Origin of the sequence: Janthinobacterium goodfellowi (assembly GCF_051380695.1) — a bacterium.
Lineage (GTDB): Bacteria > Pseudomonadota > Gammaproteobacteria > Burkholderiales > Burkholderiaceae_D > Janthinobacterium.
In genome coordinates, this window is the sequence record NZ_JBNYXN010000001.1 from 161,682 (window position 1) to 187,563 (window position 25,882).

Below are 25,882 nucleotides of genomic sequence, written 5' to 3' on the forward strand. Positions count from 1 at the left end.
AGCCGCCATGCGCGCCTTCCTGCTGTGTCTGATACTCATGCTGGCCAGTCCCTGCGGGATGGCCATCGATGCCGCACGCGGCATCCATCAGCTGCAGCACACGCGCTGGACGGCCAGCGACGGCGCGCCCGACGATATCATCGTCATGACACAGGGCCATGACGGTTTCCTGTGGCTGGGCACGCATGCGGGCGTGCGCCGTTTCGACGGCTTGCGCTTCGAGCCCGTGCGCGCGCGCCAGGGCAGCTTTCCCGACACGGTGGCGCTGGCGCTCAAGCGCGCCGCCGACGGCGGCATGTGGATAGGCTGGCAAGTGGGCGGCATCAGCCACGTCAAGGATGGCGTGGTGCGCAATTACGCCGAGCCGCAGGGCGTGCAGGCGGGCGCCATCTGGGGCTTTGCCATCGGCGGCGACGGCGCCGTGTGGGCGGCCGGCGTGTCCGGCATTTCGCGCTTCGATGGCCGGCGCTGGCAGGCGATGGGACCGGCGCAGGGCTACACGGCGCAAAAGGCGTCCGCCGTGTTTGCCGACCGCGATGGCCGCATCGCCGTGTTCAGCGAAAACGGCCTGTTCATGTGGCAGGCGACGCAGTCGCGTTTCGCGCCGCCCATCGGCCGGCTCGACCTGCGCGCGCCGCCGCAGCAGGGACCCGACGGCCGCATTTATTTGCTGGAGATGCGCGGCATCCGCATCATCGAGTCGCTGGAACGCTACGAGCAGCTCGATCACCGGTGGATTTACCGCGATACCAGCGGCACCAGCGGCAGCATGCTGGTCGACCGCGCGGGCACCTTGTGGTTCGACAGCCAGTACGGCTTGCACCGCACGCGCAGCGGCGGCGCGCTGGCGCCGGGGCAGCTGGGCATCAGCAGCGACACGGAATCGTTCCTGCCGCGCGATGGCTTGAGCAACGTCCTCGTCGCCTCCATGTGTGACGACAATGAAGGCAATGTCTGGGTTGCCACGTACGGAGGCCTGGACCGTTTCCGCCAGGCCGCGCCCGTGGTCCTGCGTACGCGTGCCGCGCCCGGCGTGGCCGAAGTGTTCCGTACCCAGGAAATGCTGGCCGGAGCGGCAGGCGCGATGTGGCTGTCGCGCGATGACGTCCTGGGGCCGCTGTTGCTGGCGCGGGCCGACGGCACGGTGCTGCGCGCGCCGCGCCTGGGCCCCATCAGCGCCATCCTGGAAGCGCCGGGCGGCCTGTGGGTGGCGGCCCGCGCCGGCCTGCAGCAGCTGGCCGGCGAGGATGGACGCGTACTGCGCACGATCGCCTATCCATCCGGCGCGGCCGCGGTCAAGCGCATGCGCGCCGGCGTGCTCGCGCCCGATGGCAGCATCTGGGGCGTGTTCAGCGGCGCCGGCGTTTTCCAGTACCGCGACGGGGCCTGGCGGCGCGAACCGCTGCTGCCCGATGGCGGCGCGAAAGTGCCGCTGGCGCTGCTGGCCGACGCGGCCGGGCGCCTGTGGCTGTCGTATGCCGATGGCAGCGTCGCCATGCTGGAAAAGGGGCGGCTGCACGCCTTCGGTCCCGCGCAGGGCCTGGACCTGGGCAAGATTCCCATGCTGATCGAATACCACGGGCAGGTGTGGGCGGGCGGGCAGCGTGGCGTGGCGCTGTGGCGCGGCGGCCGCTTCGTCGCCCTGCGCAGCGAGCCGGCCAGCGCCACCGAGGGCGTGGTGGGCCTGCTGCGCGCGCGCGACGGCAGCCTGTGGCTCAATCACGGCAGCGGCGCCGCGCACATTCCCGCCGCGGAAGTGGACCTGGCGCTGCGCGACGCCGCCCATGCCATGCGCGCCACCTCGTACGATGCCGTCGATGGCTTGAACGGCAGCATCGGCATGCTGCACAACCGCTCGGTGGCCGAAGCGGACGATGGCAGGATCTGGTTTTCGCGCCAGAGCGCGACGTTCTGGATCGATCCGCGCGAGGCGCTTGCGGCCTTGCCGGCGCCGCGCGTGGAAATCGGCGCGCTGCTGGCAGACGGCCGGCGCGTCGATCCGCCCGCAAGCGCGGGCCTGCAGCTGGCGGCCGGCACGCGCGACGTGCAATTCCATTACAACGCCGCCAGTCTGGGCACGCCGGAGCGTTTGCAGTTCCGCTACCGGCTCGACGGCTACGATACGCAGTGGCAGCAGGCGGGCGGCCGGCGCCTGGCGCAGTACACGGGCCTGGGTCCGGGCAGCTACCGCTTCGAGCTAATCGCGGCCAATGGCGATGGCGTGGACAGCACGGTGGCGCAACTGCCGTTCCGCGTGCTGCCCGCCTTCTACCAGACCTGGTGGTTCCGCAGCCTGTGCGCGGCGCTGCTGCTGGCCGCCGCGTACGGCGCCTACCGCTGGCGGCTGCGCCAGCACGCCGCGCGCCTGCGGGTGCGGATGGAGGCGCAGCAGGCCGAGCGCGAACGCATCGCGCGCGAGCTGCACGATACCCTGCTGCAGGGCACGCAGGCGATGATCCTGCATTTTCATAATGCCAGCATGGCCATCGCCGAGGATGATCCCGCGCGTGCCGCCATGCTGCGCGCGCTCGACGATGCCGACCGCATGCTGGGCGAGGGGCGCGACCATGTGCACGACCTGCGCGCCGGTGACGATGGCGGCGCGCGCTGGAGCGCCATCCTGCGGCGCGAAGGCGAGCGGCTGGCGGCGCAGCACGGCATCGTGTTCCGCTATGCGGAGGAGGGCGAGGCGCGCATGCTGCATGCGCGCGCCGCGCACGAAATCTACCGCATCGCCAGCGAAGCGCTGCGCAATGCCTTCCAGCACGCGCGCGCGCAGGTGGTCGAGGTGGCGGTGCGCTATGCGCGCGGCGGCATCGAACTGGTCGTGCGCGACGATGGCCAGGGCTTGCCGCCGGTGGTGGCGGCGAACGGACAGATTCCCGGACACTGGGGCATGCCCGGCATGCGCGAGCGCGCCGCCAGGCTCGGTGGGCGCCTGTCCGTGGGCGGGCGCGACGGGGGCGGCACGCAGTGGCGCCTCCGGGTGCCGGCGCGGCGCGCCTGGCCGGCGGCGCACGGGCCCTTGCGACGCTGGTGGCAGCGCTGGCGCCGTTCAGGCGTCGAGGATGCCGCGCCGTAGCGCGATGGTGACGGCGTGGGTGCGGTCCCTGGCGCCCAGCTTGGCCAGGATGGTGCTCATGTGCGCTTTGACGGTTTCTTCCTTGATCTGCAGCAGGGCGCCCGTTTCGCGGTTGGAATTGCCTTGCGCGACCTGCTTGAGCACGTCCAGTTCGCGGTTCGACAGCACGTCGCTGCAGGCATACAGGGCCAGCTCCGCCTCGATCTCGGGCGTGATGTGGCGCCGTCCCGCGTGCACGTTCTGTATCGCCGCCAGCAATTCGTGGCGCAGCGCGCTTTTCAGCACATAGCCGCACGCGCCCGCGCGGATGGCGCGCAGCACCTGCGTGTCGCCCTTGTAGGTGGTCAGCACGATGATGCGCGCCTGTGGATGGCGCGCGCGGATGGCGCCGATGGCGTCGAGACCGCTCATGCGCGGCATCTGCAAATCCATCAGCGTGACATCGGGCTGCAGCGCGTCAAATTGCTGCACCGCCTGCTGGCCATCGGTGGCCTGGCCCACCAGCGCCACGCCGGGAAAGGCGCGCAGCAGGGCCGCGATGCCGTCGAGCAGCAATTGGTGGTCGTCGGCGATGAGGACGCGTATCGGTGCCGTATCGCTGCGCATGACGTTGCCTGGCAAAGAGGAGTGATCGATCAAGAGTCGTCGGAACAGGGTGAGCAAAAGGTATTTTACCGCAGCGCCTGCCAGCCTGCAGGGGGGATTGCCCGGGAGAACCTATATTTAGATAGTGGCGCGGGCGCGCCGCCAGGCATACGATGCACGGCAGTACCCACTCAACCCTTTCTTCATGGATGACATCATGACCAATCCGAAACTGGAAGTCCTTACCCCCGACAATTGCCAGATCATCTTCATCGACCAGCAGCCGCAGATGGCCTTCGGCGTGCAGTCGATGGACCGCCAAGCGCTGAAAAACAATACCGTGGGCCTGGCCAAGGCCGCCAAGGTGTTCAATATCCCCACCATCATCACCACCGTCGAAACGGAAAGCTTCTCCGGCCACACCTATCCGGAACTGCTGGACGTCTTCCCGGGCAAGGATATCCTCGAGCGCAGCTCGATGAATTCGTGGGATGACCAGAAGGTGCGCGATGCGCTGGCCGCCAACGGCAAGAAAAAAGTCGTCGTCTCGGGCCTGTGGACGGAAGTGTGCAACAACAGCTTCGCCCTGTGCGCGATGCTCGAAGGCGATTACGAGATCTACATGGTGGCCGACGCATCGGGCGGCACCTCGAAGGAAGCGCACGACTACGCCATGCAGCGCATGATCCAGGCCGGCGTGGTGCCCGTGACGTGGCAGCAGGTGCTGCTGGAATGGCAGCGCGACTGGGCCCACAAGGCAACCTATGACGCCGTCATGGCCATCGTGCGCGAACATTCGGGCGCCTACGGCATGGGCGTCGACTACGCCTACACGATGGTGCACAAGGCGCCGCAGCGCATCCATGGCGAACACGCCACCCTGGCGCCGGTGCCGGCCAAGTAAACGCCGCACGGCCATGCCATGCGCCGCGCGCCTGACCGCGCGCGGCGTTTTTTTTATCGAAAGGAATGCGCCATGAAGTTATATGTGATTTCGCTGGCCGTGGGCCTGCTGGTTGGCATCATCTATGCCGTCCTGCAGGTGCGCTCGCCGGCGCCGCCAGCCATTGCCCTGATCGGCCTGCTGGGCATGCTGATCGGCGAACAGATCGTCCCCAGCGTCAAGCGCCTGATGGCGGGCGAAGCCGTGACTGTGTCGTGGCTGCGCAGCGAATGCGTGCCGAAGATCAGCGGCGTGGAAGCGAAGCCGACATTGGCCAAGGCCGAGTCGCAGCAGCAGCAGCAGGACGACAGCGCCGCCTGATATTCCCGGCAGCTAGAACGCGCCCAGCAAGCCGCGCCGGGCGGCCACCGTGGCCGCCTCGGTGCGGCTTGATACGTTGAGCTTGGTCAAAATATTGTTTACGTGAAATTTGACGGTGCCCACCTCGATGCCGGCGCTGCGCGCGATCATCTTGTTGCTCTTGCCCGCAGACAGGTGCAGCAGGATGTCGTGCTCGCGTTTCGACAGGCGGTTCGCCTCGATGCGGCCGGCCTGCTGCGCCGCCAGTTCCGGCGGCAGGTAGTGCTTGCCGGCGGCCACCTGGCCGATGCATTGCGTCAGTTGCAGGAAGCCGGAATCCTTCAGCAGGTAGCCGCGCGCGCCGGCGCGCAGGGCCCGGTGCACGCTGTCCTCGCCCTGGTAGGTGGTGAGGATGACGATCTTCGCTTGCGCGTCGTCCGTGCAGATGCGCTCGATCGCCTCGACGCCATGCATTTCCGGCATGTTCAAATCCATCAGCACCACGTCGGGCCGCAGCTCCCGGTACAGCGCCACGGCGGCGCTGCCCGTGCCGGCCTGGCCCAACAGGCGTAAACCAGGCAGCGATGCGATCAGCGAGGCCAGGCCGGCCAGGATCAGCGGGTGGTCGTCGGCGATCAGCAGCGAGATAGGGATGTCGTCGTTGCGGGGCGTGTGCATGCTTGTGCTCATGGTGCTGGCAGGGTGAAGTGGAAGACGCTGCCATGGGGCGCGCCGGGCGCATGCCACAGGCGGCCGCCATGCGCGTCGAGGATGCGGCGGCAGATGGCCAGGCCCATGCCCATGCCGTCCGGCTTGCTGGAATACAGAGCGTGGTACAGGCGCCCGGCCGCCTGCGGCGCGATGCCGGCGCCGTTGTCGGCGATGCTGAAATGCTGCACGCCGCCATCCAGGCGCGAGGACAGCAGCACCGTGCGCGGCCGGCCGCTGGTGCCCTGCAGGGCTTCGATGGCGTTCATCAGCAGGTTCAGGAGGACTTGCCGGAATTGCACCGGGTCGGCATGCAGCAGCGGGCGGCCCGGCGCCAGCCGCGTTTGCAGGTCGATGGCGTGGCGCTGCAGTGGCGCGCGCAGCAGCGGCAGCAGGTCCTGCACGGCATCGTCGGCGACAAAATGCGCGTGGCTGCCCGGCGCATGGCAAGCCAGGCCATGCACGCTGCGCAGCACGGCGCTGGCATGGCTGCCGGCGCTGGCGACCAGGGCCAGCGCCGCGCGCGCCTCGTCGAGGCGGGGCGGATCGTGGTCGAGCCAGCGCAAGGCGGCATCGGCATTGAGCGCGATGGCCGCCAGCGGCTGGCGCACCTCGTGCGCGACCGATGCGGCAAATTCGCCCATGCCGCCCATGCCGCCCATGCGCTGGGCCTGCGCCAGGCCGGGGTCTTGCTGCTGAGGTAAATAATGCATGCTGGCCATTGCCGTGCTCCTGTCGCTGTCGCGGCGTATGCCGCATTGCAACAAGTATGCATGGCATTGTTGCCAGGGCACTTATACGAATGGGGGAGGCGGGCGGTTTTTTTGCAAGGCAGGGGCGGGAAACACCGCCGGGCGGGCCGGCGGTGCAGGAGCCGAAGAGCGGATCAGGACTTGATAAAGGCCAGCAAGTCTTCGTTCAGGCGGTCCTTGTGGGTGGCCGGCAAGCCGTGCGGGGCGCCTTCATAGATGACCAGCCTGGCGTTCTTGATGAGCTTGGCCGCCGCCTTGCCGGAAGCGTCGATAGGCACGATCTGGTCGTCGCCGCCGTGCACCACCAGGGTCGGCACGGAGATTTTCTTCAGGTCGGCCGTGAAGTCCGTCTCGGAAAACTGCTTGATGCAATCGTAGGCGTTCTTGATGCCGCACTGCATGCCCTGCAGCCAGAAGGTGTCGCGCATGCCTTGCGACACCTTGTTGCCGGGACGGTTGGCGCCGAAGAACGGCACGGTCAGGTCCTTGAAGAATTGCGAACGGTCGGCCAGCACGCCGGCGCGGATGCCGTCGAAGACGGACATCGGCAAGCCGCCGGGATTGGTGTCCGACTTGACCATCTGCGGCGGCACGGCGCCCACCAGCACGGCCTTGGCCACGCGTTTTTCGCCATGGCGGCCGATATAGCGCGCCACTTCGCCGCCGCCCGTCGAATGGCCGACCAGCGTCGCGCCCTTGATGTCGAGCGCGTCGAGCAGGGTGGCCAGGTCGTCGGCGTAGGTATCCATGTCATTGCCCTGCCATGGCTGGCTGGACAGGCCGTGGCCGCGGCGGTCGTGCGCGATCACGCGGTAGCCGTGGCTGGCCAGGAACATCATCTGGTCTTCCCAGGCGTCGCCCTGCAAGGGCCAGCCGTGGCTGAAGACGACGGGCGTGCCCGTGCCCCAGTCCTTGAAATGGATGACGGTGCCGTCCTTGACGGTGACGCTATTGACGGTGAGCTTGCCCGGCGCCGCAGCGGCGGCAGCGGCAGGCTTGGCGGCGGCGCTGGCGCCACCGGCGGCCAGCAGACCCGCACCGGCGGCGACGCCGGCGACGCTGACGAGCAGCTTGCGGCGGGAATTGACTTCTTCGGCTTCGATTTTCTTCGACATGATGCTTTCCTTCGGGGATGGGGGAGGGGCCAGTGATGGCCTGGACCAGTGATGGCACCGGCCAGTCTAGGCCTTCGCGCGCGCCGGCGCCTCTGCCAAAAGACCAGTCGCGCCGCGTCTCCCGCCTGCCTATGATGGCTGGCGGCGGCGCGCCGCGCCGCCTGCCTTTCCCACTGGAGCGAAGATGAAGACAAACTGGATGGCGGCGCTGGCCGGCCCCTTTTTACCCGATGCCGGCCTGCTGTTTGCGCGCGTGGCGGGCGCGCTGCTGGTGCTGCACGTGCACGGCTTGCCCAAGCTGCTGCATTTTTCCGAGGAACTGGCGCACATCGACGACCCGCTGCACCTGGGCCGCGCCGTCACCCTGTACTGCGCCCTGTTCGCGGAAATCGTCTGCCCGCTGCTGGTCGCCGCCGGCTTGCTGACGCGCCTGGCCTGCCTGCCCTTGCTGTTCCTGCTGGGCGTGTCGATGCTGCTCGTGCATCCCGACTGGAGCATCGCCGACGGCCAGTTCGGCTGGCTGCTGATCATCGTCTTCGGCACCATCGCCATCAGCGGCGCGGGCAGGTATGCGGTCGATGCGCGGTTGCGCGGCTAACTCACATGATCCCCGCCCGCGCCACCCGGCTGGCGGGGATTGTTATTTCCATCAGGAATTTAAGTCTGTGCTTCAAGGTGTGGCAGCGCACGGTGGCGCGCGGCGGGCGCGGTTAAGGTAGTGCCAACAGCTTGCTGCTGATCCAGCATTTGATATGGCTCAGCCCGGCAGCGTTTAGCCGCTTCTACTTTCCCAGAAGCGAGGAGAATCATGATTCGGTCACGGCATCGAGCATGGTTGATTTATTCACCTTTGAAGGAAACCATCATGAACGCGATTGAAAAAACCAGCTCCGAGATGAACGGCACCGCCCAGGATACCCGCCAGGATTTGCACCGCACCATCGACAAGGTGGCTAGCCAGGCCCAGCCTCTGGCCGACAAGGTCGCCACGCGCGCCCATGACGGCGTGGACCAGGTGGGCGACCGCATCGAGCAAGTCAGCGACACCGTCAGCAAGGCTTCGGAACGCCTGATGGCGCGCGGCAAGCAACTGGGCGCCGCCTGCCAGCGCGCTGGCGAAACGGGCCGCGACTATGTGCGCGAGCGCCCGGCCGTGTCCCTGCTGATTGCGGCGGCGGCCGGCTATGGCCTGTCGAAGCTGCTGGGTTCGCGTAAATAAGTTTTACGCCTTCCTGGAAGTATTTGTCGTGGGCGCTGTTCCCTTCGCCGTCATGGCGGAGAGGGCCAGCGCCCACGCACACAAGGTAGTAGCAAGCAGTAAAGGAGAGTGATGATGCGCTCCATTTTGTTGTGGTTGTTTGGCATACCTATTCCCATCATTATTTTGATTGCCCTGTTCGTGCGCTGAATGAGGGAGTTGTAGCGTTACTTCCCGGGGCAGACTACTCACAGGAGATGTAATGGCTACCACCAAGAAAACGCCGTCCACGGACGGTGCGGGTTCCGTTTTGAGCAGCATGTCCGGCCCATCCGACAGCAATGCGCCGCACAGCCTGGGCGCGGACAATGAGGTGACCCGCGCGCTGCTGCAAAAGACGGCCGCCAGCCAGCAGCTGTCCGCCGCCATGGCCGACAATCCCAAGGAAGATGGCCAGTATGGCGAGGCGGCGCGCACGCTGATCGAAGGCGTGCATGTGGCAGCCGGCGAACCGCTGGCCACGGCCAGCACCACGGGCGAAACGCTGGCGTCGCCGAAGACGGGCGATGGCCAGCCCGCGCTGGGCGAGAATGCGCGTAACGCCTCGCTCGATGGCGCCCGCAGCGACGACAGCGGCTGCGTGCTGACGACCAACCAGGGTGTGCCCGTGGGAGACAACCAGAACTCGCTGAAGGCGGGCTTGCGCGGCCCCACCCTGATGGAAGATTTCATCCTGCGTGAAAAGCTCACGCATTTTGACCATGAGCGCATCCCCGAGCGCGTCGTGCATGCGCGCGGCTCCGCCGCCCACGGCTACTTCGAATGCTACAAGGAACAAAGCAAGCTGACGCGCGCCGCGCCGTTCGCCAAGGCCGGCAAGCGCACGCCCGTCTTCGTGCGCTTTTCCACCGTGGCCGGCGAGCGCGGCTCGACCGACACGGCGCGCGATGTGCGCGGCTTCGCCGTGAAGTTCTATACGGACGAGGGCAACTGGGACTTGGTCGGCAACAACATCCCCGTCTTCTTCATCCAGGATGCGATGAAGTTCCCTGACCTGGTGCACGCTGTCAAGCCCGAGCCGCACAATGGCATGCCGCAGGCAGCCAGCGCGCACGACACCTTCTGGGACTTCGCCTCGCTGTCGCCGGAAATCACGCACATGCTGATGTGGGTCATGTCCGACCGCGCCATCCCGCGCAGTTTTCGCATGATGCAGGGCTTCGGCGTGCACACCTTCCGCCTCGTCAATGCCAAGGGCCAGTCCGTGTTCTGCAAATTCCACTGGTCGCCGATGGCCGGCACGCATTCGCTCGTGTGGGATGAAGCCGTCAAGATCAGCGGCGCCGATTCCGACTTCCACCGGCGCGACCTGTGGGAAGCCATCGAGTGCGGCGAGTATCCGGAATACGAGCTGGCTTTCCAGGTCTTCACGGAAGAACAGGCCGAAGCGTTCCCCTTCGACGTGCTCGACCCCACCAAGCTGATTCCCGAAGAACTGGTGCCGCTGGTCCCCGTCGGGAAAATGGTCTTGAACCGCAACCCCGATAATTTCTTTGCCGAGACGGAGCAGGTGGCGTTCTGCACGGCGCACATCGTGCCCGGCATCGATTTTTCCAACGACCCGCTGCTACAGGGGCGCATTCACTCCTACGTGGACACGCAGATCACGCGCCTGGGCGGCGCCAACTTCCATGAAATCCCCATCAATTCGCCGTTGGCGCCGCTGCACAACAACCAGCGCGACGGCATCCACCGCCAGGCCATCAACCGGGGCCGGGTCGCCTACGAACCCAATTCGCTGGCGGGCGGCTGCCCGTTCCAGGCCGGGGCGAAGGGGTTCAACAGCTTTCCCGCTCCCGTCGAGGGCGACAAGGTGCGCGGCAAGCCCGAGAAATTCGCCGAGCATTATGCGCAGGCGCGGCTGTTCTGGGTCAGCCAGACGCCGGTCGAGCAAGACCATATCGTGCATGCGTTCCGCTTTGAACTGAGCAAGGTGCAGACGGTGGCCATCCGCAAGCGCATCGTCGCCATGCTGCGCAATGTCGATGAGACGCTGGCGCAGCGCCTGGCCGACGCGCTGGGCCTGGCCCTGCCGCCGGCCATGCCGCTCGCCTCCATGTTGCCCATGCCTACGTATCCACCGTCGCCGGAGCTGTCGCTCTTTTTCCGTCCCGGCAAGACGGGCATCCATACCCTGCGCGTGGCCATCCTCGTCGGGCCGGGCAGCGATGGGGCGCAGGTGCGCAACATCTATGCATCCTTGCTGGCCGACGGCGCCGTGCCGCGCCTGGTGGGCAGCCACCTGGGGAAAGTCGACACGAGCGGCGGCGCGCCGCTGGCAGTGGAAATCTCGCTCGAAACGGGACCGTCCGTGCTGTTCGACGCCGTCGTGGTCCCGGATGGCCAGGGCGCCGTGCAGCAGCTGGGCAATGACGCCAATGCGCTCGACTTCCTGCGCCTGCAGTACCGCCACTGCAAGCCGATACTGGCCATCGGCGCCGGCAAGGGCTTGCTGGACAAGGCCGGCGTGCCGACGACATTGCCGGATGGAAAGCCCGATCCCGCCATCATCGTAGCGCCGTCCGCCGATGTCGTGAAAGCCGTGGCTGCCTTCAAGAAGCTGCTGGCCGCCCACCGCTCGTTCGCGCGCGAGACGGACCCGCCGCGCGTGTGATGCCTGCTTGAGCGCCAGCGGGGCAGGCCTGGCTTGCCCCGCTGGCGCAACAGTGCGCAACAATGTAAACAATAAAAACGTCCTGCGATGATATGCTGCTGACTAGAACTGTTCATTTGCAACTATTTCTATCACTGCAGCAAAGAACGGCTTCAGCAAACCGGATCGCGATTACCGCATGGACAAGTACACACCTCGCACCTGGGGGCCGGGCGAACGCCCGAACCTGCCCGGGTCGCCATCGACGCCAGAACATTCGACGCCCAAGCGTGTCGCGTATTTCATCGTCGGCCTGATCGTCGCGCTGACGGGGGGACTCGGTAACGGCCTGGTGACGGCCAATTTGCTGAACCTGCAAGGTTCGCTGGCCGCCTATGCCTACCAGATGCAGTGGCTGCCGGCCGCCTACGTGATGACCATCGTGTCCATGAATCTGCTGCTGGTGAAGTTTCGCCAGCAGTTCGGCCTGCGCCTGTTTACGGAATTCTTTCTCGTGCTGTACGCGCTGGTGACGTTCGCCCACTTGTATGCCAATACCTTGCCGTCCGCGATCGCCGTGCGCGCCGCGCATGGCATGGTGGGCGGCGCGCTGGGCGTGCTGGGGCTGTACTACACCCTGCAGGCGTTTCCCGCGCGGCACCGGCTGAAAGGCGTGGTGCTGGGCCTGGGCTTTGCCCAGCTGGCACTGCCGCTGGCGCGCATCTTCACGTCCGAACTGCTGCAGATCGGCGAATGGCACGGCCTGTACCTGTTCGAGCTGGGGCTGGCCCTGCTGGCGCTGGGCTGCGTGCTGGCCCTGAAGCTGCCGCCCGGCGACCGCGTGCAGACGTTCGAGCCGCTCGATTTCCTCACCTTTATTTTGTTCGCTCCCGGCGTGGCCCTGCTGTGCGCCGTGCTGGCGCAGGGGCGCACGGCGTGGTGGATGGAATCGGAGTGGGTGGGCGTGTGCCTGGCGGCTTCCATCGTGCTGATCGCCGCCTCGCTGGCCATCGAGCATAACCGCGCGCGCCCGCTGCTCAACACGCGCTGGCTCACCACGGGCAAGATCGCCAAGCTGTTTTTATCGGTGCTGCTGTTTCGCGTCGTGCTGTCCGAATCGACGGGCGCCGTAGGCTTCCTGCAGGCGCTGGGCCTGAACACGGACCAGATGCAGAACCTGTTCGTCGTGGTCCTGCTGGGCAGCGTGGCGGGCCTGGTGGTCAGCGCGCTGACGATCAATCCGGCGACCCTGAACCGTTCGCTGATGTTCGCGCTGCTGCTGATCGCAGCCGGCGCCCTGATCGACGCGCACGCCACCAGCCAGACGCGCCCCGTCAACATGTATGTCAGCCAGTTCCTGCTGGCCTTTGGCGGCACGTATTTCCTCGGTCCCACCATGGTGGCCGGCATGGGCGCCGTGATCGCCGAACCGCGCAACCTGGTGAGTTTTTCCGTGATGTTTACCATGACGCAGAACCTGGGCGGCTTGCTCGGGTCGGCCATCGTCGGCACCATCCAGACGGCGCGCGAAAAATACCATTCCAGCTATCTGGTCGAGCACCTCACCATGCTCGACCCGCAGGTGGCCGCGCGCGTGCAGTCCGGTGCCGCAAGCTACGGCGGCGTGCTGATGGACCCGGCCCTGCGCAGCGCCCAGGGCGTGGCCCGCCTGGGCGCCGTCGCCACGCGCGAAGCCAATGTCCTCGCCTACAACGATGTCTTCTTGATGATCGCCGGCGTCGCCATCGCCACCCTGATCTGGATGCTGGTCAGTCAGTCCTGGACCCGCATCACCACCGGCGCGCGCCGCCTGGTCGGCCCCGTGCGCGATGCGCAGACGGCCATGGCCATCGTCCCCATTACCAATTCGGAACCGAGCAATGACAGAAAATAACACCCCGCCGCCAGTACCGACCCCTGCACCGACGCCAGTTGCGCCAGCGCCCGCGGCCAGCAGTACGCCGCCGCAGCCGGACCGGCGCCACCAGTGGCTGTCCGCGCTGGCCTTTGCCGCCGTGGCCCTGGTGGGCGTGCTGATCGTGCTGTATGCGTGGCGTCTGCCGCCGTTCACCAGCCCCATCGTGACGACGGAAAACGCCACCGTGCGGGGGCAGGTGACCATCATCGGCACGCAGCTGTCGGGCTATGTGGTGGAAGTGACGGTGCAGGACTTCATGGACGTCAAGGAGGGCCAGCTGCTGGTGCGCATCGATGACCGCATCTACCAGCAGCGCTACGAGCAGGCGCAGGCCCAGTTGGCCGCGCAGCAGGCGGCGCTGTCGAACTGGGCGCAGCAGAAGGCCAGCGCGCAGGCGGGCATTTCCGTCAGCGAGGCGGCGCTGGCCAACGCGGAAGCGCAGGCGCGCAAGGCCAGCGCCGACCTTAATCGCGTGGAGCAGCTGGTGGCCGACGGCTCGCTGTCGCAGCGCGAACACGACCAGTCGCGCGCCACGCAGGCGCAGATGGCGGCCGCGCTGGCGCAAGCCCGCGCCAATCTCGACATCGCCCAGCAAAGCGTGCATTCCGTGGTGGTCAACAAGCAGGCGCTGGAAGCTGCCGTTGCCAACGCGCAGGCGGCCGTCAAGGCGGCGAAGATCGACCTCGATAACACGCGCATCGTGGCGCCCTCCGACGGCCAGCTGGGCCAGGTGACGGTGCGCCAGGGCGCGTACGTGAACTCGGGCGCGCAGCTGATGGCGCTGGTGCCGCGCCAGATGTGGGTGATCGCCAATTTCAAGGAAACGCAGATGAACGGCGTGCAGGAAGGGCAAAGCGCCACCTTCCACGTCGACGCGCTCGACGGCGCCGTGCTGACGGGCCAGGTGGAGCGCATTTCGCCGGCCACCGGGTCCGAGTTTTCCGTGCTGCCGGCCGATAACGCGACGGGCAACTACCTCAAAATTGCCCAGCGCATTCCCGTGCGCATCCGCATCGATCCTGGCCAGGCGAATGCGCGCCGGCTCGTGCCGGGCATGTCGGTGGTGGTCAGCGTCGACACGTCGGCCGTGCTGAACGACTCGGCGGACAATCCGGCGCCTCCGCCTGCGCAAAAGAAAGCCAAGCCATGACACGCCGCGCATTATTGATGGCCGCCGCGCTGGCGCTGGCCGGCTGCGCCGCCAAGGCGCCTTCACAGCCCCCGTCATCGCTGCAGCTGCCGTCCGGCTGGCGCGCGCAAGCCCTCGGCGCACCTGCGGCGACGGGTGCCCAGGTCGAGCAACTGTGGTGGCAAGCCTTCGGCGACCCGGTCTTGAGCGACCTGGTGGGCGAGGCGCTGGCGCGCAATGGCGACTTGCGCGTGGCGCGCGCCCGGGTGCAGGAATACCGCGCGCGCCTGGCGCAGGCCGACGCGAACCGCGCGCCCAATCTGGCTTTCGACGGTTCGCCCACGCGCACGCGCACTTTGGCCTCCAGCGGCAAACCGTATGTGACGAATGTCTTCCAGGCCGAACTGCAGGCCAGCTATGAAATCGATGTGTGGGGCCGGCTGGCCAGTCTGAGCGACGCGGCCGGCGAGAGCTACCGCGCCGAGCAGGCCAGCCTCGATGCGGCGGCCCTGTCGATCGCCGCCAGCGTGGCGACGAGTTACCTGAACCTGCGGGGACTCGACGCGCAGCTGGCGCTGACGCAATCGACCCTGCAGCTGCGCGAACAGTCGCGCGAGCTGGCGCGCAAGCAGTTCGAGGTGGGCTACAGCTCGCGCCTGGAATGGCTGCAGGCGCAATCGGAATACCATGCGGCGGCCGAGCAGGTGCCGCAGCTGCAGCGGCAGATCTTCGAACAGGAAAATGCGCTGGCCGTCCTCGTCGGCGGCAATCCCGGCCCCATCGCGCGCGGCTTGCCGCTGGCCGAGCTGGCGGCGCCAGGCGTGCCGGCCGGCCTGCCGTCCGAATTGCTGCGCCGGCGGCCCGATATCGCGCGCGCGGAACACAATCTGGCGGCCGCCAACGCCAGCCTGGCCGCCACGCGCGACCAGCTGCTGCCCTCGTTCAAGCTGACGGCGGCCGGCGGCGGACAGGCGACGACCCTCACCGATTTCCTGCATGCGCCCACCGCCCTGTGGCGCCTGACGGCTTTGGCGGCCGGCCCCCTGTTCGATGGCGGGCGCGTGCAGGCGCAGACGGATGCGGCCGGCGCGCAGCGCGACCAGCTCGTGTACGCGTATGAAAACGTGGTGCGCAACGCCTTCGCCGAAACGGAGAACAGCCTGGGCGCCATCTACCGCCTCCAGCAGCAGGCCGTGGAAAACGACGCGCGCCGCGCCGCGGCGGCGGACACCCTGCGCATCGCGCACAACCGCTACCGCAATGGCTATGCCTCCTACCTGGAGGAACTCGACGCCCAGCGCACCCTGTACAGCGCCGACGTGGGACTGCTGCAGCTGAAGACGCGCATCCTCGTCGCTTCCGTCGACTTGTATCGGGCCATGGGCGGCGGCTGGTCGGCCAAGGCGCAATAGACGCGTGTGCACGGCGCGGCCAGTGTAATATTCTGAGCAGGGAAAGCGGCGGCATGGTGCCAGCTGCTCCCGTCACGAACGAACGAGGTCGCAGCATGACGATTTTTGGCATAGGCATCCACATCCTGATCGCGGTATTTTTTGCGATCCACGTGGTGCGCAACGGGCAGCAGCTGTACTGGCTGCTCATTTTATTCATGTTCCCCTTGCTGGGCAGCGTGGTGTATTTCTTCGCCATCTACCTGCCCAACTCGCGCCTGCCGCAAGGCGCGCGCAAGGTCGCTTCGGTGGCCGTGCAGGTGCTCGATCCGAACCGCGAATTGCGCGAGGCGAAGGCCGCCTTCGAGTACACGCCGACGGCGCAAAACCAGATGCGCCTGGCCAGCGCGCAGCTGGAGGCGGGCGATGCGCAGGAAGCGGCAGCGACGTACGAAGCCTGCCTGCGGGGCGCGTTTTCATCGGACCTGGAAATTCGCCTGGGCGCGGCGCGCGCCTATCTGGAATGTGCACGCGGCGCCGAAGCGCTGACGCACCTGGAATTCATCCGCCGCACGGATATCCATTTTCGTCCCGAGATGGTGTCCCTGCTGACGGCGCGCGCGCTGGCGCAAAGCGGGCGACAGCAAGAAGCGAGGGCGGAATTCGACGATGCGCTGACGCGCTACAACAGCTTCGAGTGCCGCGCCGAGTGCGCGATCTGGGCGCTGCAGCAGGGCGACAAGGTGCTGTCGGAGCGCCTGCTGCTCGATATCGACAGCGCCATGGCCCGCTGGAGCAGCCATACGCGGGCGATGTATGCGCCGCTGCTGGCGCGCCTGGAGGCGGCGCGCCGCTGATGGCTTGCCGGTGCCGGCTTACACGCCAGGCACTGGATTCTTCCCTTCAACCAGTTTATACCCTTTGCCATCGAAGCCATAGCGCGCGTGGCCGTTCAGCGGCGTGGCGATGCGCGGCGGGTCTTCGTCCTGCTTGACCGCGACGCCCGGCTTGATCTTTTCGGAGGCGCCCTTGAAATCGATCAGCAAGTCATCGTAGGCGCCGCCATTGCGCGCTGGCGCGAAGCGCCAGTTCCCCTTGACCATCCAGCACTCGTCCGTTTCAGGCCCGCAGGCGCCCATATTGTCCGAGTACAGGTCGATGGCGCCATCGAGCGAGGTGACCTTGCCGTCGCCGATTTCAAACAGGGCCAGTTGCGTGATGGTGTAGCCCTGGCCCGTATAACCGTAGCGGATCGCCAGTCCCGGCTTGTTCGTGCCCAGCATGACCCAGTGGACTTCGCCGAGCTGTCCCGACGAGCCCAGGGCGGCGATGTTTTCCAGACGTTTCACGACTTGCCACTGGCCGTCCTCCGGCGTGCCCTTGGGCGCCAGGAAAAAGACATTCAGCAGCCCCGGCGAGGCATGCGCCGATTCGGCCGTGCCTTCCGTGTTGGCCGTTTCCGCATTCGCCACCAGGATGGCGCTGCCATCGGGCAGCAGCTTGTGGCTGACGGCGCTGACGACGTAACTGAGCTTGTCGACGTGATTGTCCGGATCGGGCAGGTCGGCCAGTGCGTCGTCGCTGTCGCCGCGGTAGTCCTTGCCGAAGACGGCGCGCATCATGCCTGCTTCGCGCTCGCGCGCCTGCGGCGTGTTCATCGCTTCCGTCCTGGGCGCGGTGGCGGACGGCGGCGGCACGGGTTCGGCCGATGCCGTTGCGTCGGCGGCGGGGACGGCGGCTGCCACGTCGGCTGCCAGGTCGGCGCTGGCGGGGGCGGTCTTGTCCGAGCAGGCGCCGAGCAGTGCGGAGGCCATCAGCAGGACGAGCGGGGTGCGGTAATTCATAGGCAGGGCAGATTGCGTTCATGGAGAATGGGCGCAGTATGCCAGATAGATGAAAGCGAGGGAGCGCGGCCTGGCGGCCGTTCCCCCGCTTCCTTGCCCGCAGGGGGCGTTTTTGCAATCAGCCTGGCGCTTATTTTTCCAGCGCCACCCTGTCATCGCGCCGCAGCGGCGCCTTCTGGCGGCGCAGTTTCGCCATGCCGCGCTTGAGCAGGTGCTCCAGGTCGTCGATATAGGTGAACACGGCCGGCACGACCAGCAGGCTCAACAAGGTCGAGGTGATCAGGCCGCCGATGACGGTGATGGCCATCGGCGAACGGAAGCTGGGGTCGGCGCCCCAGCCCAGCGCCAGCGGCATCATGCCGGCGCCCATGGCAATCGTCGTCATCAGGATGGGGCGGCTGCGCTTGTGGCAGGCATCGACCAGCGCATCGAAGCGGTTCATGCCGGCCTGGCGCGCCAGGATCGCATAGTCGACCAGCAGGATGGAGTTCTTCGTGACGATCCCCATCAGCATGATCAGGCCGATCATCGACGGCATCGACAGGGCGCTGCCCGTGATCAGGAGCGCCACGAAGGCGCCGCCGATCGACAGCGGCAGCGCCGCCAGGATGGTCACCGGCTGCATGAAGTCCTTGAACAGCAGCACCAGCACGCAGTAGATGCACAGCACGCCGATCAGCATGGCCAGGCCGAAGCTGGCGAACAGCGAGGCCATTTCCTGTGCGTCGCCCAGTTCGGCGATTTTCACGGACGGCGGCAAATTCTTCATCGACGGCAGCGCGCGCGCTTCCTCGTTCAATTCGCCGAGGGTGCGCGAACCGAGTTCCACGTCGAGGGTGACGTTGCGGCTGCGGTTCAAACGGTCGATTTGCGCCGGGCCGCTTTCCATCGTCACCGTGGCCACGTTCGCCAGGCGCACGGGGCCGTTCTTGCCGGGTACGGTCAGGCGCTCGATGGCGGCCAGGTCGGCGCGCACGCTGTTGGGCAGCTTGACGCGGATCGGCACTTGCCGTTCCGGCAGGTTCATTTTCGTCAGGTCCGTGTCGTAGTCGCCGGCCGTGGCCACGCGCACGGTTTCGCCGATGGCTGCCGCCGTCACGCCCAGGTCGGCCGCCTTGGCGAAATCGGGGCGCACGATGATTTCCGGGCGCACCAGCGAGGCGCTGGAACTGACGTTGCCGATGCCTTTCAGGCCGCGCAGTTCGCGCTCGACCTTTTGCGCCGCGGCCATCAGCGCCACCGGGTCTTCCGAGCGCAGCACCAGCTGCATCTTGACGCCCGTGTCGGGCGGCCCCACCGTGAAGCGGGCGCCGGGAATCGTGTCGAGCTTGTGGCGCAGCTGTGTTTCCAGGTCCGCCATCGATTCCTTGCGCTCCGTGCGGTGCACGGTGGTCAGGGTCAGCACGGCACGGCGCGCCTCGGCCGCCGCGCCGGGGGCGAAGGCGTCGCCGCTGGAGCCGCCGCCGATCGAACTGAAGACGCCCTGGATGCCCGGCGTGCGCATGGCCGCGTCGCGTGCCATGGCTGCCACGGCCTGCGTTTCGCCCAAAGTGGAGCCGGGCGGCAGTTCCAGGTTGATCTGCGTCTGCGCGCGGTCGGCGGCCGGCACGAAACCTGTCGGCAGCAGCGGCACGAGCGCGATGGCGCCGACAAAGAACAGGGCCGCGGCGATGGCCGTGATGCCGCGGTGGTTCAGGCACCAGCGCATCACGCGCAGGTAGCGCGTCATCAGCCAGCCGTCCTGTTCCTCCTTGTGCGGCAGCGGTTTCAATATGTAGGCGGCCATCATCGGCGTGAGCAGGCGCGCCACCACCAGCGAGGCCAGCACGGCCAGCACGGCCGTCCAGCCGAACTGCTTGAAGAACAGGCCGGGAATGCCGCTCATGAAGGCCGTCGGCAGGAACACGGCCACCAGCGCGAAGGTGGTGGCGATGACCGCCATTCCGATTTCGTCGGCCGCTTCCATGGCCGCTTCCATCGGCGACTTGCCCATGCGCAGATGGCGTTCGATGTTTTCGATTTCCACGATGGCGTCGTCGACCAGCACGCCGACCACCAGGGCCAGCGACAGCAGGGTGACGGTATTGAGCGTGTAGCCGAACCAGTAGATGCCGAGGAAGGCCGGCATCACGGACAGGGGCAGGGCGGCGGCTGCCACCAGGGTGGCGCGCCAGTCGCGCAGGAACCACCACACCACCAGCACGGCCAGCAGCGCGCCTTCGTACAGCAGCTCCATCGAACCGTCGAAGTTTTCCTCGACGGGGAAGGCGTTGTCGATCGACTGCTGCAGCACCACATTCGGGTTTTCCTTTTGCAGGTCGGCGATGGCGTCGCGCGCGCCTTTGGCGACGGCCACTTCGCTGGCGCCCTTGGTGCGGAACACCTCGAAGGCGACGACGGTCTTGCCATCCTGTTCGGCCAGCGCGCGCGGTTCGGCAATGGTGTCGCGCACGGAGGCCACCTGGTCCAGGCGCACATGGCGGCCGTCCGGCAGCGGCACTTCCACGCGCGACAGTTCATCGGCCGTTTTCACGGTGGCGATGGTGCGCACCGATTGCTCGGCGCCGCTGACGTCGCCCCGGCCGCCCGGCGCTTCGCGCTGCACCAGGCGCAGCTGGCGCGAGACGTCGAGGGCCGAGACCTTCAATGCGGCCATGCGCGCCTCGTCGAGCTCCACCTGGATCTCGCGGTAGACGCCGCCCACGCGGGTGACGGCGCCCACGCCGGGCACGGTCAAGAGGCGCTTGGCCACCGTGTTGTCGACGAACCAGGACAGGTCGGGCGCGTCGAGCGGATTATCGACACCGGGTTTCGCCGTGGCGATAAAGGTCAGCACCACGCGCCCGGCCGTGGACGCCTTGGTGACGGTGGGGTCGCGCAGCTCGGCCGGCATGTCCGCCTTGACCCGCGCGACGGCGTCGCGCACATCGTTGACGGCTTCGGCGATCTGCTTTTCCAGGATGAATTCGACGGTCACCGTGACGACGCCATCGAGCACCTTGGTGTAGATGTTTTTCACGCCTTGCAGGGTGGCGACGGAGTCTTCGATCTTGCGCGCCACTTCCGTTTCCAGCTGGGCCGGCGCGGCGCCGGGCAGCACCGCGCTGACGGTGACGATGGGCAGTTCGATGTCGGGGAAATCCTGCACCGGATTGGCCTTGTAGGCCAGCAGCCCGGCCAGGGTCAGCAGCGCGAACAGCATGATGGCCGGGATCGGGTTCTTGATCGAGAGGGAGGAAAAATTCATGGCTTGCCTTACTTTTTCGCTGCGGCCGGTTTGGCAGCCGTTGCGACAGGGGTTGCCACCGGGTTTTGAACATTCCGTACCAGGTCGCCGTCATTGAGGAAGCCGGCGCCGCTGACGACAATCGTCGTGTCGGCCGTGATGCCGCTCAAAATCTCGATGCGGTCGCTCAGGCGCCGTCCGGCCTGCACCTTGATCTGGCTGACCCGCTGGTCGGGATTGAGGCGGAAGACATAGCTGAAGCCATCGCGCACGGCAATCGCCTGCTGCGGCACCGTCAGCGCGCCCGAGGTGCCCAGTTCAAATTCGCCGCTGGCGTACATGCCGGCCTTGAACGGCGCGTTGTTGCCTGTGCTGGCCGGCAGGTCCACGTACACGAGGGCGGAGCGCGTCTGCGGGTCGACCGTGGGGGCGATCATGCGCACCTTGCCCGTCAACACGCTGCCATTGGCCGCCTTCACCTGCGCCAGGGTGCCCGGCTTCAGGTTCAGCAGCTCGGTGGCCGTCACTTCGGCGCGCCATTCGAGGCGGCCCTGGCGGATCATGCGGAACAGTTCCGTGCCGGCGCCCACGACGGAACCGACGGTGGCCGAGCGCGAGGAGATGATGCCGCTGTCGGGCGCCACCACCTGCGTGTATTTCAGGCGCAGCTGCTGCGACGCCAGCTGCGCCTTGGCGGAGGCGATGCGCGCGTTGGCCGTCTGTTCGGCCGTCAGGTACTGGCTGATCTGCTGCGCGCTGATGGCGCCCGTACTTTGCAGCGAGCGGGCGCGCTGCGCGTTGGCTGCCGCCTCGGCCGCATTCGCTTCCGCTTCCAGCACGGAGGCCCTGGCCTGCGCCACGTCGGCGTTCACCGTGTCGTTCGAGAATACGGCCAGCACCTGGCCGGCGCGCACGACGTCGCCGACATTCACGCGCACGTCGGTGAGGCGCAAGCCGTTCGATTCGCTGCCGATGACGGCTTCCTGCCAGGCGGCCACGTTGCCGTTGGCGCTCAGCTTGATGGGCAGGCTGGCCGTCTGCGGCTTGGCCGTGGTGACGGTCAGCGCGGGTTTTTGCGCAGCCTTCTTGTCCTTTGCCTCGTCGGCCGCCGTGGAAGCCGATGGGTACAGGGCCACGCCCGCGCCCAGCATCACGCAAAGGGCGGCAAGGGCGAATGCCGTGGGTGTCAAAATCAATTTTTTCATGTTGTCGTATCCGTCAAGGTGCGTTGTTGGCGATGGCGCTGCTGCTGTTCCAGCCGCCGCCGGCGGCGCGGTACAGCGCTACCCAGGCGGCACTGCGTTCGCGCTCGAGGTTGACCACCGTGTTTTCGGCGGCCAGGCGCGTGCGGCGGGCGTCTTCCAGTTCGATCAGGCTGGCCAGGCCGTTCTTGTAGCGGTCTTCGGTGGCGACGAACGAGACGCGGTAGCCTTCCAGCGCGGTTTTGGCATGCTCGCTGCGCTCGTCCGTGCTGGCCAGGTTGACCAATGCTTCTTCCACTTCGCGCACGGCCTGGCGCACGCCGGCGCGGTATTTCACCACGGCTTCGTCGTAGCGCGCCGTGGCCGCATCGACCTGGGCGCGGCGAGTGCCGCCGTCGAAGATGGGCAGGCTGATGGCCAGCGGGCCAATGCTCCAGGTGCTGGCCGTGATGCTGGTGCCGCCGGCGCGGATATTGCCCTTGCCGATGGAGCCTGCCAGGCTCAGGCGGGGATAGCGCTGCGCCTGCGCGCCGCGCACTTCGAAGCTGGCGGCCGCCACTTCGCGTTCGGCGCTGTAGATGTCGGGACGCTGGGCCAGGGTTTGTGCCGGCAATTGCGCAATCGCCACGGGCGAGGGCAGGATGGCAGGGCTGGCCGCCAGCTTCTGGCGCAGCGACGCTTCCGGCATGGCCGACAGGGCCACCAGCGCCTTGATGTTCACGTCGCAAGCGGCGCGCTGCTCGATGGCGCGGCTGGCGCCTTCGGCGGCGCTGGCGCGGGCCAGCGCCGCGTTGGCGGGCGGCTGGAAGCCGGCGCCGGCGCTCAGTTCCGTCAGGCGTGCCGAGTCGCGGCGCGAGACGGCATCCTGTTCGGCCACGCCCTGCAACTGCTGGCAGGTGCGCAAGGCGTAATACTGGTTCGCCACTTCGGCGGCGACCGAGACGCGCGCGTGGTGCCAGAGCGCGCGGGCGCTGTCGTAGCGCTCCTGCGCCGCATCGCGCGTGGCGCGGTTGGCGCCAAAGACGTCGATTTCCCACGACGCCTGCAGCGCCGCCTGCGAGGTGGTGCCGCTGGGCTGGGCCGATTGCTGGCTGGTGCGCACCACGCTGCCCGTCGCGTCGAGCTTGGGCGCCAGCGCGGCGCCGCTGGCGATGCTGTCCGCGCGCGCCTGCACGATGCGCGTGCCGGCGGCGGCGATGGTGGGGCTGACCTGTTGCGCGTCGCTGATCAATTCCACCAGCAGGCTGTCGCCCTGGCCCTGCCACCAGCTGGCCAGGTCGGTCAGCTTGCCGTTGTGCGGCAGCGGCGCCTGCCACTGCGCGAGATCCTTGGCGGCCACCGCCGCGGGCGGCCCCTGCAGGGCGCAACCGCCCAGCGCCAGCACGATGCCGGCGGCCAGGGCGCGTTGAACGGTGCATCGAATAATCGTCATGCTGGTCCTTCTGCTTGTCGTTGAGTGGTAGAGGGGGGAGTGGCCAGGCGTCGGCGCTCCACGTCGGCCATGGCCAGCGCGTAGTCGGTCATGCGCGCCAGCCAGGTATCGATGGCGTGCGGCGTTTCCATCAGTTGCGGGCGCAAGGTGTGCAGCACGTCGGCGCCCACCATGTGCTGCAGGGCCAGCGAGGCGATGGAGAACGCCAGCCGGTGCATGTCGTCGCTGTCGTCGGACGCGCCCAGGTGGCGTGCCAGCACGCGCGTGAGCGCCTCGTGTTCGGCACGGATGTTCTGGTCGACCTCGCGCGCCCACAGGCCCGTCGGTTCGAGCATCTCGCGGCACCACAGGCGCATGCAGTCGCGCGCGATCTCGCCCTGCTGCATGGGCGCGAGCAATTGCGCATAAAAGCCTTCCAGGCTTTGGCGCAGGGTGAAATGCGGTTGTTCGTACAGGGCGATATTGTCTTGTGGATTCGATAGTTGATGGGAGAAGGCGGCGCGGTACAGGCCCGCCTTGTCGCCAAAATAGTAGCGGATGGCGGCCGCGTTGGTGCCGGCCGCCTGCGCCAGTTCGCGCGTGGACGTCTTGGCGTAACCTTGTTCGGCAAACAGGCGGATGGCGCTGAGCAGCAAGCGCTCGCGCGACTGTTCGCCGTCGGAACGGGGTTTGCGCCCGTCGTCGGCATTTGGTGTGTGGGAAATGTTTTTTTCAATCATGTCGGAGATTTAATCATATATCTCAAACGATTGATATAACTAAATCGATCGATTTAGTTAAGGAAAGATGAAGATGCGGTAAAACGCGGGCAAAAAAAAGCCCGCGAACTGGCGCGGGCTGAATCCAATGTTCGGAGAACGAATTGGAGGAGACAGTTCTACTATAGCGCTGAAAATGGTGCAGTGCAATACCGTAGAACTACTGTATCGGTCTCTCGTGGATGGCAAAAAGTCAGCATTCCATGCTGCGGCGCACAGGAGTTCAGGCCTTGCTGCGCAGCGCCAGCGTGAACGTGCTGCCCGAGCCGTAGTCGCTGTTGAAGAACAGGGCGCCGCCGATGGCGTTGGCCAGGTTCTGGCACAGGTACAGGCCCAGTCCCGCGCCTTCCACGTGGCGCGTGGAGGTGGAATCGAGTTGCGAGAAGGCCTGGAACAGCTTGGCCTGGTCTTCTTCCTTGATGCCGGCGCCGCTGTCGGCGATGCTCATTTCCGTCACCAGCACGCCGTCTTCTTCGCGCTGGGCCAGGCTGATGCGCACCGTGCCCTGTTCCGTGAACTTGATGGCGTTGTTGAGCAGGTTGATGAGGATTTGCGTCAGCGCGCGGCGGTCCGTCTCGATGATGGCGGGCGGCTGGTCCGCTTCTCCCAGCGCCATTTCCAGGGCCAGGCCCTTTTGCTGGGCCAGCGGGCGCAGGGTGTCGGCCACTTCGGCCATCAGGTCCTGGCAGTGCACGGGCTCGATCGACAGGGTCAGCTTGCCCGCCTCGATCTTCGCCACGTCGAGGATGTCGTTGATCAGCGAGAGCAGATGGCGCGCGCTGGCGCGGATGGTATTGAGCTGCTTGTCCTGGTCCGACGTCAGGGGACCGGGCAGTTTCATCAGCAGCGCGCCTGTAAACCCGATGATGGCGTTGAGCGGCGTGCGCAGTTCATGCGACATATTGGCGATGAAGGCGGACTTCATGCGGCTCGCTTCGGCCAGTTCCAGGTTTTTCAGGGCGATTTCGCGGTTGATGGTTTCCAGTTCGGCCGCATGGTGTGCCAGGCGCATATTCAGCTCGATCACCTGGCGTTCGCGCGCCTGCAGTTCGCCGTTGACCTGCACCGCCTGTTCATAGGTGGAGATCAGCAAATCGAGGATTTGCTGGCGCTCCGCGTTGATGAAATGCTTCTGGTCGCCCAGGTACAGGGCGATGCCGATTTCCACATTCTGGTTCTTGCGCAGCTTCTGGTTCATCAGCATGTGGCTGATGCGGTTGAGCAGGTAGTCTTCCGCGTAGGGCTTGCGGATGAAATTGTCGGCGCCGCACTCGATGCCGCGGATGATGTCCTTCGGGTCGTTGAGCGAGGTGACGAGGATCACGGGGATGTCGCGCAGGGTCGGATCGGCCTTGATGGCGCGGCACAGGTCGTAGCCATTCATTTCAGGCATGACGATATCGGACAGCACCAGGTGCGGCTTACGCTCGCGGATGGCGGCCAGGGCCAGCTGGCCATTGGCCGCCACGCGCGCGTTATAGTGCAGCGACTGGATCAGGCGGCGCAAGCGCTCCGCCTGGGTCGGGCTGTCCTCGACGATCAGGATCTCGATTTCGTCAGGCTTGATTTGGTTGTTGGAGTCCACAGACCTCTCCTAGAATTTCAGTGTGGTGATGCTGGGCGCGGTGCGCGCGCAATATCGACAT

The 25,882-nt window shown here is 66.8% G+C and carries 20 protein-coding genes; 10 read left to right on the forward strand and 10 right to left on the reverse strand.

All coding sequences use genetic code 11. The features are described 5' to 3' along the window. Window positions 1-7: 7 nt before the first annotated feature. Window positions 8-3,082 (forward strand): sensor histidine kinase, encoded by a 3,075-nt coding sequence (locus tag ACQ4WQ_RS00750; protein WP_436494011.1) that lies wholly within the window; start codon window positions 8-10, stop codon window positions 3,080-3,082. On the opposite strand, the gene ACQ4WQ_RS00755 is transcribed toward ACQ4WQ_RS00750, so the two are convergent. Continuing rightward, complete coding sequence (locus ACQ4WQ_RS00755) at window positions 3,056-3,688, reverse strand: response regulator transcription factor (protein ID WP_070310322.1); 633 nt, start codon at window positions 3,686-3,688, stop codon at window positions 3,056-3,058. The two genes, ACQ4WQ_RS00750 and ACQ4WQ_RS00755, sit on opposite strands and share 27 nt — an antisense overlap. Before the next feature lie 196 nt (window positions 3,689-3,884). Between ACQ4WQ_RS00755 and ACQ4WQ_RS00760 the strand changes: the two genes are divergently transcribed. Next, the gene (locus ACQ4WQ_RS00760) at window positions 3,885-4,571 is read left to right on the forward strand and encodes a hydrolase (RefSeq protein WP_035828118.1); all 687 of its coding nucleotides are present in this window, start codon (window positions 3,885-3,887) and stop codon (window positions 4,569-4,571) included. A 72-nt stretch (window positions 4,572-4,643) separates the two neighbouring features. Continuing rightward, entirely contained in the window at window positions 4,644-4,931 is a 288-nt protein-coding gene (locus ACQ4WQ_RS00765) for a XapX domain-containing protein (RefSeq protein WP_436494014.1), read from the forward strand. A gap of 12 nt (window positions 4,932-4,943) precedes the next feature. On the opposite strand, the gene ACQ4WQ_RS00770 is transcribed toward ACQ4WQ_RS00765, so the two are convergent. The 3 genes from ACQ4WQ_RS00770 to ACQ4WQ_RS00780 all read right to left on the reverse strand — a co-directional run bounded on the left by ACQ4WQ_RS00770 (window position 4,944) and on the right by ACQ4WQ_RS00780 (window position 7,485). Continuing rightward, on the reverse strand, window positions 4,944-5,588 hold the full coding sequence (locus tag ACQ4WQ_RS00770; RefSeq protein WP_436494016.1) for a response regulator: 645 nt from the start codon (window positions 5,586-5,588) through the stop codon (window positions 4,944-4,946). Between the two features lie 8 nt (window positions 5,589-5,596). Then, complete coding sequence (locus ACQ4WQ_RS00775; RefSeq protein WP_436494018.1) at window positions 5,597-6,340, reverse strand: sensor histidine kinase; 744 nt, start codon at window positions 6,338-6,340, stop codon at window positions 5,597-5,599. A gap of 164 nt (window positions 6,341-6,504) precedes the next feature. Continuing rightward, the gene (locus ACQ4WQ_RS00780) at window positions 6,505-7,485 is read right to left on the reverse strand and encodes an alpha/beta fold hydrolase (protein WP_326459008.1); all 981 of its coding nucleotides are present in this window, start codon (window positions 7,483-7,485) and stop codon (window positions 6,505-6,507) included. A 184-nt stretch (window positions 7,486-7,669) separates the two neighbouring features. On the opposite strand from ACQ4WQ_RS00780, the gene ACQ4WQ_RS00785 reads away from it, so the two are divergent. The 7 genes from ACQ4WQ_RS00785 to ACQ4WQ_RS00815 all read left to right on the forward strand — a co-directional run bounded on the left by ACQ4WQ_RS00785 (window position 7,670) and on the right by ACQ4WQ_RS00815 (window position 16,631). Beyond that, window positions 7,670-8,083, forward strand: a complete 414-nt coding sequence (locus ACQ4WQ_RS00785; protein ID WP_436494020.1) for a DoxX family protein — start codon at window positions 7,670-7,672, stop codon at window positions 8,081-8,083. A 267-nt stretch (window positions 8,084-8,350) separates the two neighbouring features. After that, on the forward strand, window positions 8,351-8,704 hold the full coding sequence (locus ACQ4WQ_RS00790) for an ElaB/YgaM/YqjD family protein (RefSeq protein WP_436494022.1): 354 nt from the start codon (window positions 8,351-8,353) through the stop codon (window positions 8,702-8,704). 241 nt (window positions 8,705-8,945) lie between these two features. Continuing rightward, on the forward strand, window positions 8,946-11,357 hold the full coding sequence (locus ACQ4WQ_RS00795; protein ID WP_436494024.1) for a catalase: 2,412 nt from the start codon (window positions 8,946-8,948) through the stop codon (window positions 11,355-11,357). Window positions 11,358-11,535: 178 nt separating this feature from the next. Further along, window positions 11,536-13,230, forward strand: a complete 1,695-nt coding sequence (locus ACQ4WQ_RS00800) for an MFS transporter (protein WP_436494026.1) — start codon at window positions 11,536-11,538, stop codon at window positions 13,228-13,230. Continuing rightward, on the forward strand, window positions 13,217-14,404 hold the full coding sequence (locus ACQ4WQ_RS00805) for an HlyD family secretion protein (protein WP_436494028.1): 1,188 nt from the start codon (window positions 13,217-13,219) through the stop codon (window positions 14,402-14,404). Before ACQ4WQ_RS00800 ends, ACQ4WQ_RS00805 begins: the two co-directional genes overlap by 14 nt. Further along, window positions 14,401-15,795 (forward strand): efflux transporter outer membrane subunit, encoded by a 1,395-nt coding sequence (locus ACQ4WQ_RS00810; RefSeq protein ID WP_436494030.1) that lies wholly within the window; start codon window positions 14,401-14,403, stop codon window positions 15,793-15,795. Before ACQ4WQ_RS00805 ends, ACQ4WQ_RS00810 begins: the two co-directional genes overlap by 4 nt. A 95-nt stretch (window positions 15,796-15,890) precedes the next feature. Further along, window positions 15,891-16,631: a hypothetical protein gene (locus ACQ4WQ_RS00815; protein WP_326459001.1), complete on the forward strand. Its 741-nt coding sequence runs from the start codon at window positions 15,891-15,893 to the stop codon at window positions 16,629-16,631. 18 nt (window positions 16,632-16,649) lie between these two features. Here the strand turns inward: ACQ4WQ_RS00815 and ACQ4WQ_RS00820 are convergent, their stop codons facing one another. The 6 genes from ACQ4WQ_RS00820 to ACQ4WQ_RS00845 all read right to left on the reverse strand — a co-directional run bounded on the left by ACQ4WQ_RS00820 (window position 16,650) and on the right by ACQ4WQ_RS00845 (window position 25,821). Beyond that, window positions 16,650-17,618, reverse strand: coding sequence for a hypothetical protein (locus tag ACQ4WQ_RS00820; RefSeq protein ID WP_436494032.1), 969 nt, complete (start codon window positions 17,616-17,618; stop codon window positions 16,650-16,652). Between the two features lie 130 nt (window positions 17,619-17,748). Then, a complete protein-coding gene (locus tag ACQ4WQ_RS00825) occupies window positions 17,749-20,865 on the reverse strand; it encodes an efflux RND transporter permease subunit (protein ID WP_436494034.1) in 3,117 nt (1,038 codons plus the stop codon). A gap of 8 nt (window positions 20,866-20,873) precedes the next feature. Further along, a complete protein-coding gene (locus ACQ4WQ_RS00830; RefSeq protein WP_436494036.1) occupies window positions 20,874-22,049 on the reverse strand; it encodes an efflux RND transporter periplasmic adaptor subunit in 1,176 nt (391 codons plus the stop codon). 13 nt (window positions 22,050-22,062) lie between these two features. After that, a complete protein-coding gene (locus tag ACQ4WQ_RS00835; protein ID WP_436494038.1) occupies window positions 22,063-23,478 on the reverse strand; it encodes an efflux transporter outer membrane subunit in 1,416 nt (471 codons plus the stop codon). Continuing rightward, window positions 23,475-24,197 carry a CerR family C-terminal domain-containing protein gene (locus tag ACQ4WQ_RS00840; RefSeq protein WP_436494040.1) on the reverse strand — a complete coding sequence of 241 codons (723 nt, stop codon included), beginning with the start codon at window positions 24,195-24,197 and terminating at the stop codon, window positions 23,475-23,477. Before ACQ4WQ_RS00840 ends, ACQ4WQ_RS00835 begins: the two co-directional genes overlap by 4 nt. A 262-nt stretch (window positions 24,198-24,459) precedes the next feature. Next, window positions 24,460-25,821, reverse strand: coding sequence for a hybrid sensor histidine kinase/response regulator (locus tag ACQ4WQ_RS00845; RefSeq protein ID WP_436494042.1), 1,362 nt, complete (start codon window positions 25,819-25,821; stop codon window positions 24,460-24,462). Window positions 25,822-25,882 lie beyond the last annotated feature (61 nt).

Excerpts from the sequence above, each read along its gene's own strand:
- ACQ4WQ_RS00750 (WP_436494011.1), top strand. The coding sequence starts at position 8 with ATGCGCGCCTTCCTGCTGTGTCTGATACTCATGCTGGCCAGTCCCTGC.
- ACQ4WQ_RS00755 (WP_070310322.1), bottom strand. The coding sequence starts at position 3,688 with ATGCGCAGCGATACGGCACCGATACGCGTCCTCATCGCCGACGACCAC.
- ACQ4WQ_RS00760 (WP_035828118.1), top strand. The coding sequence starts at position 3,885 with ATGACCAATCCGAAACTGGAAGTCCTTACCCCCGACAATTGCCAGATC.
- ACQ4WQ_RS00765 (WP_436494014.1), top strand. The coding sequence starts at position 4,644 with ATGAAGTTATATGTGATTTCGCTGGCCGTGGGCCTGCTGGTTGGCATC.
- ACQ4WQ_RS00770 (WP_436494016.1), bottom strand. The coding sequence starts at position 5,588 with ATGCACACGCCCCGCAACGACGACATCCCTATCTCGCTGCTGATCGCC.
- ACQ4WQ_RS00775 (WP_436494018.1), bottom strand. The coding sequence starts at position 6,340 with ATGGCCAGCATGCATTATTTACCTCAGCAGCAAGACCCCGGCCTGGCG.
- ACQ4WQ_RS00780 (WP_326459008.1), bottom strand. The coding sequence starts at position 7,485 with ATGTCGAAGAAAATCGAAGCCGAAGAAGTCAATTCCCGCCGCAAGCTG.
- ACQ4WQ_RS00785 (WP_436494020.1), top strand. The coding sequence starts at position 7,670 with ATGAAGACAAACTGGATGGCGGCGCTGGCCGGCCCCTTTTTACCCGAT.
- ACQ4WQ_RS00790 (WP_436494022.1), top strand. The coding sequence starts at position 8,351 with ATGAACGCGATTGAAAAAACCAGCTCCGAGATGAACGGCACCGCCCAG.
- ACQ4WQ_RS00795 (WP_436494024.1), top strand. The coding sequence starts at position 8,946 with ATGGCTACCACCAAGAAAACGCCGTCCACGGACGGTGCGGGTTCCGTT.
- ACQ4WQ_RS00800 (WP_436494026.1), top strand. The coding sequence starts at position 11,536 with ATGGACAAGTACACACCTCGCACCTGGGGGCCGGGCGAACGCCCGAAC.
- ACQ4WQ_RS00805 (WP_436494028.1), top strand. The coding sequence starts at position 13,217 with ATGACAGAAAATAACACCCCGCCGCCAGTACCGACCCCTGCACCGACG.
- ACQ4WQ_RS00810 (WP_436494030.1), top strand. The coding sequence starts at position 14,401 with ATGACACGCCGCGCATTATTGATGGCCGCCGCGCTGGCGCTGGCCGGC.
- ACQ4WQ_RS00815 (WP_326459001.1), top strand. The coding sequence starts at position 15,891 with ATGACGATTTTTGGCATAGGCATCCACATCCTGATCGCGGTATTTTTT.
- ACQ4WQ_RS00820 (WP_436494032.1), bottom strand. The coding sequence starts at position 17,618 with ATGAATTACCGCACCCCGCTCGTCCTGCTGATGGCCTCCGCACTGCTC.
- ACQ4WQ_RS00825 (WP_436494034.1), bottom strand. The coding sequence starts at position 20,865 with ATGAATTTTTCCTCCCTCTCGATCAAGAACCCGATCCCGGCCATCATG.
- ACQ4WQ_RS00830 (WP_436494036.1), bottom strand. The coding sequence starts at position 22,049 with ATGAAAAAATTGATTTTGACACCCACGGCATTCGCCCTTGCCGCCCTT.
- ACQ4WQ_RS00835 (WP_436494038.1), bottom strand. The coding sequence starts at position 23,478 with ATGACGATTATTCGATGCACCGTTCAACGCGCCCTGGCCGCCGGCATC.
- ACQ4WQ_RS00840 (WP_436494040.1), bottom strand. The coding sequence starts at position 24,197 with ATGATTGAAAAAAACATTTCCCACACACCAAATGCCGACGACGGGCGC.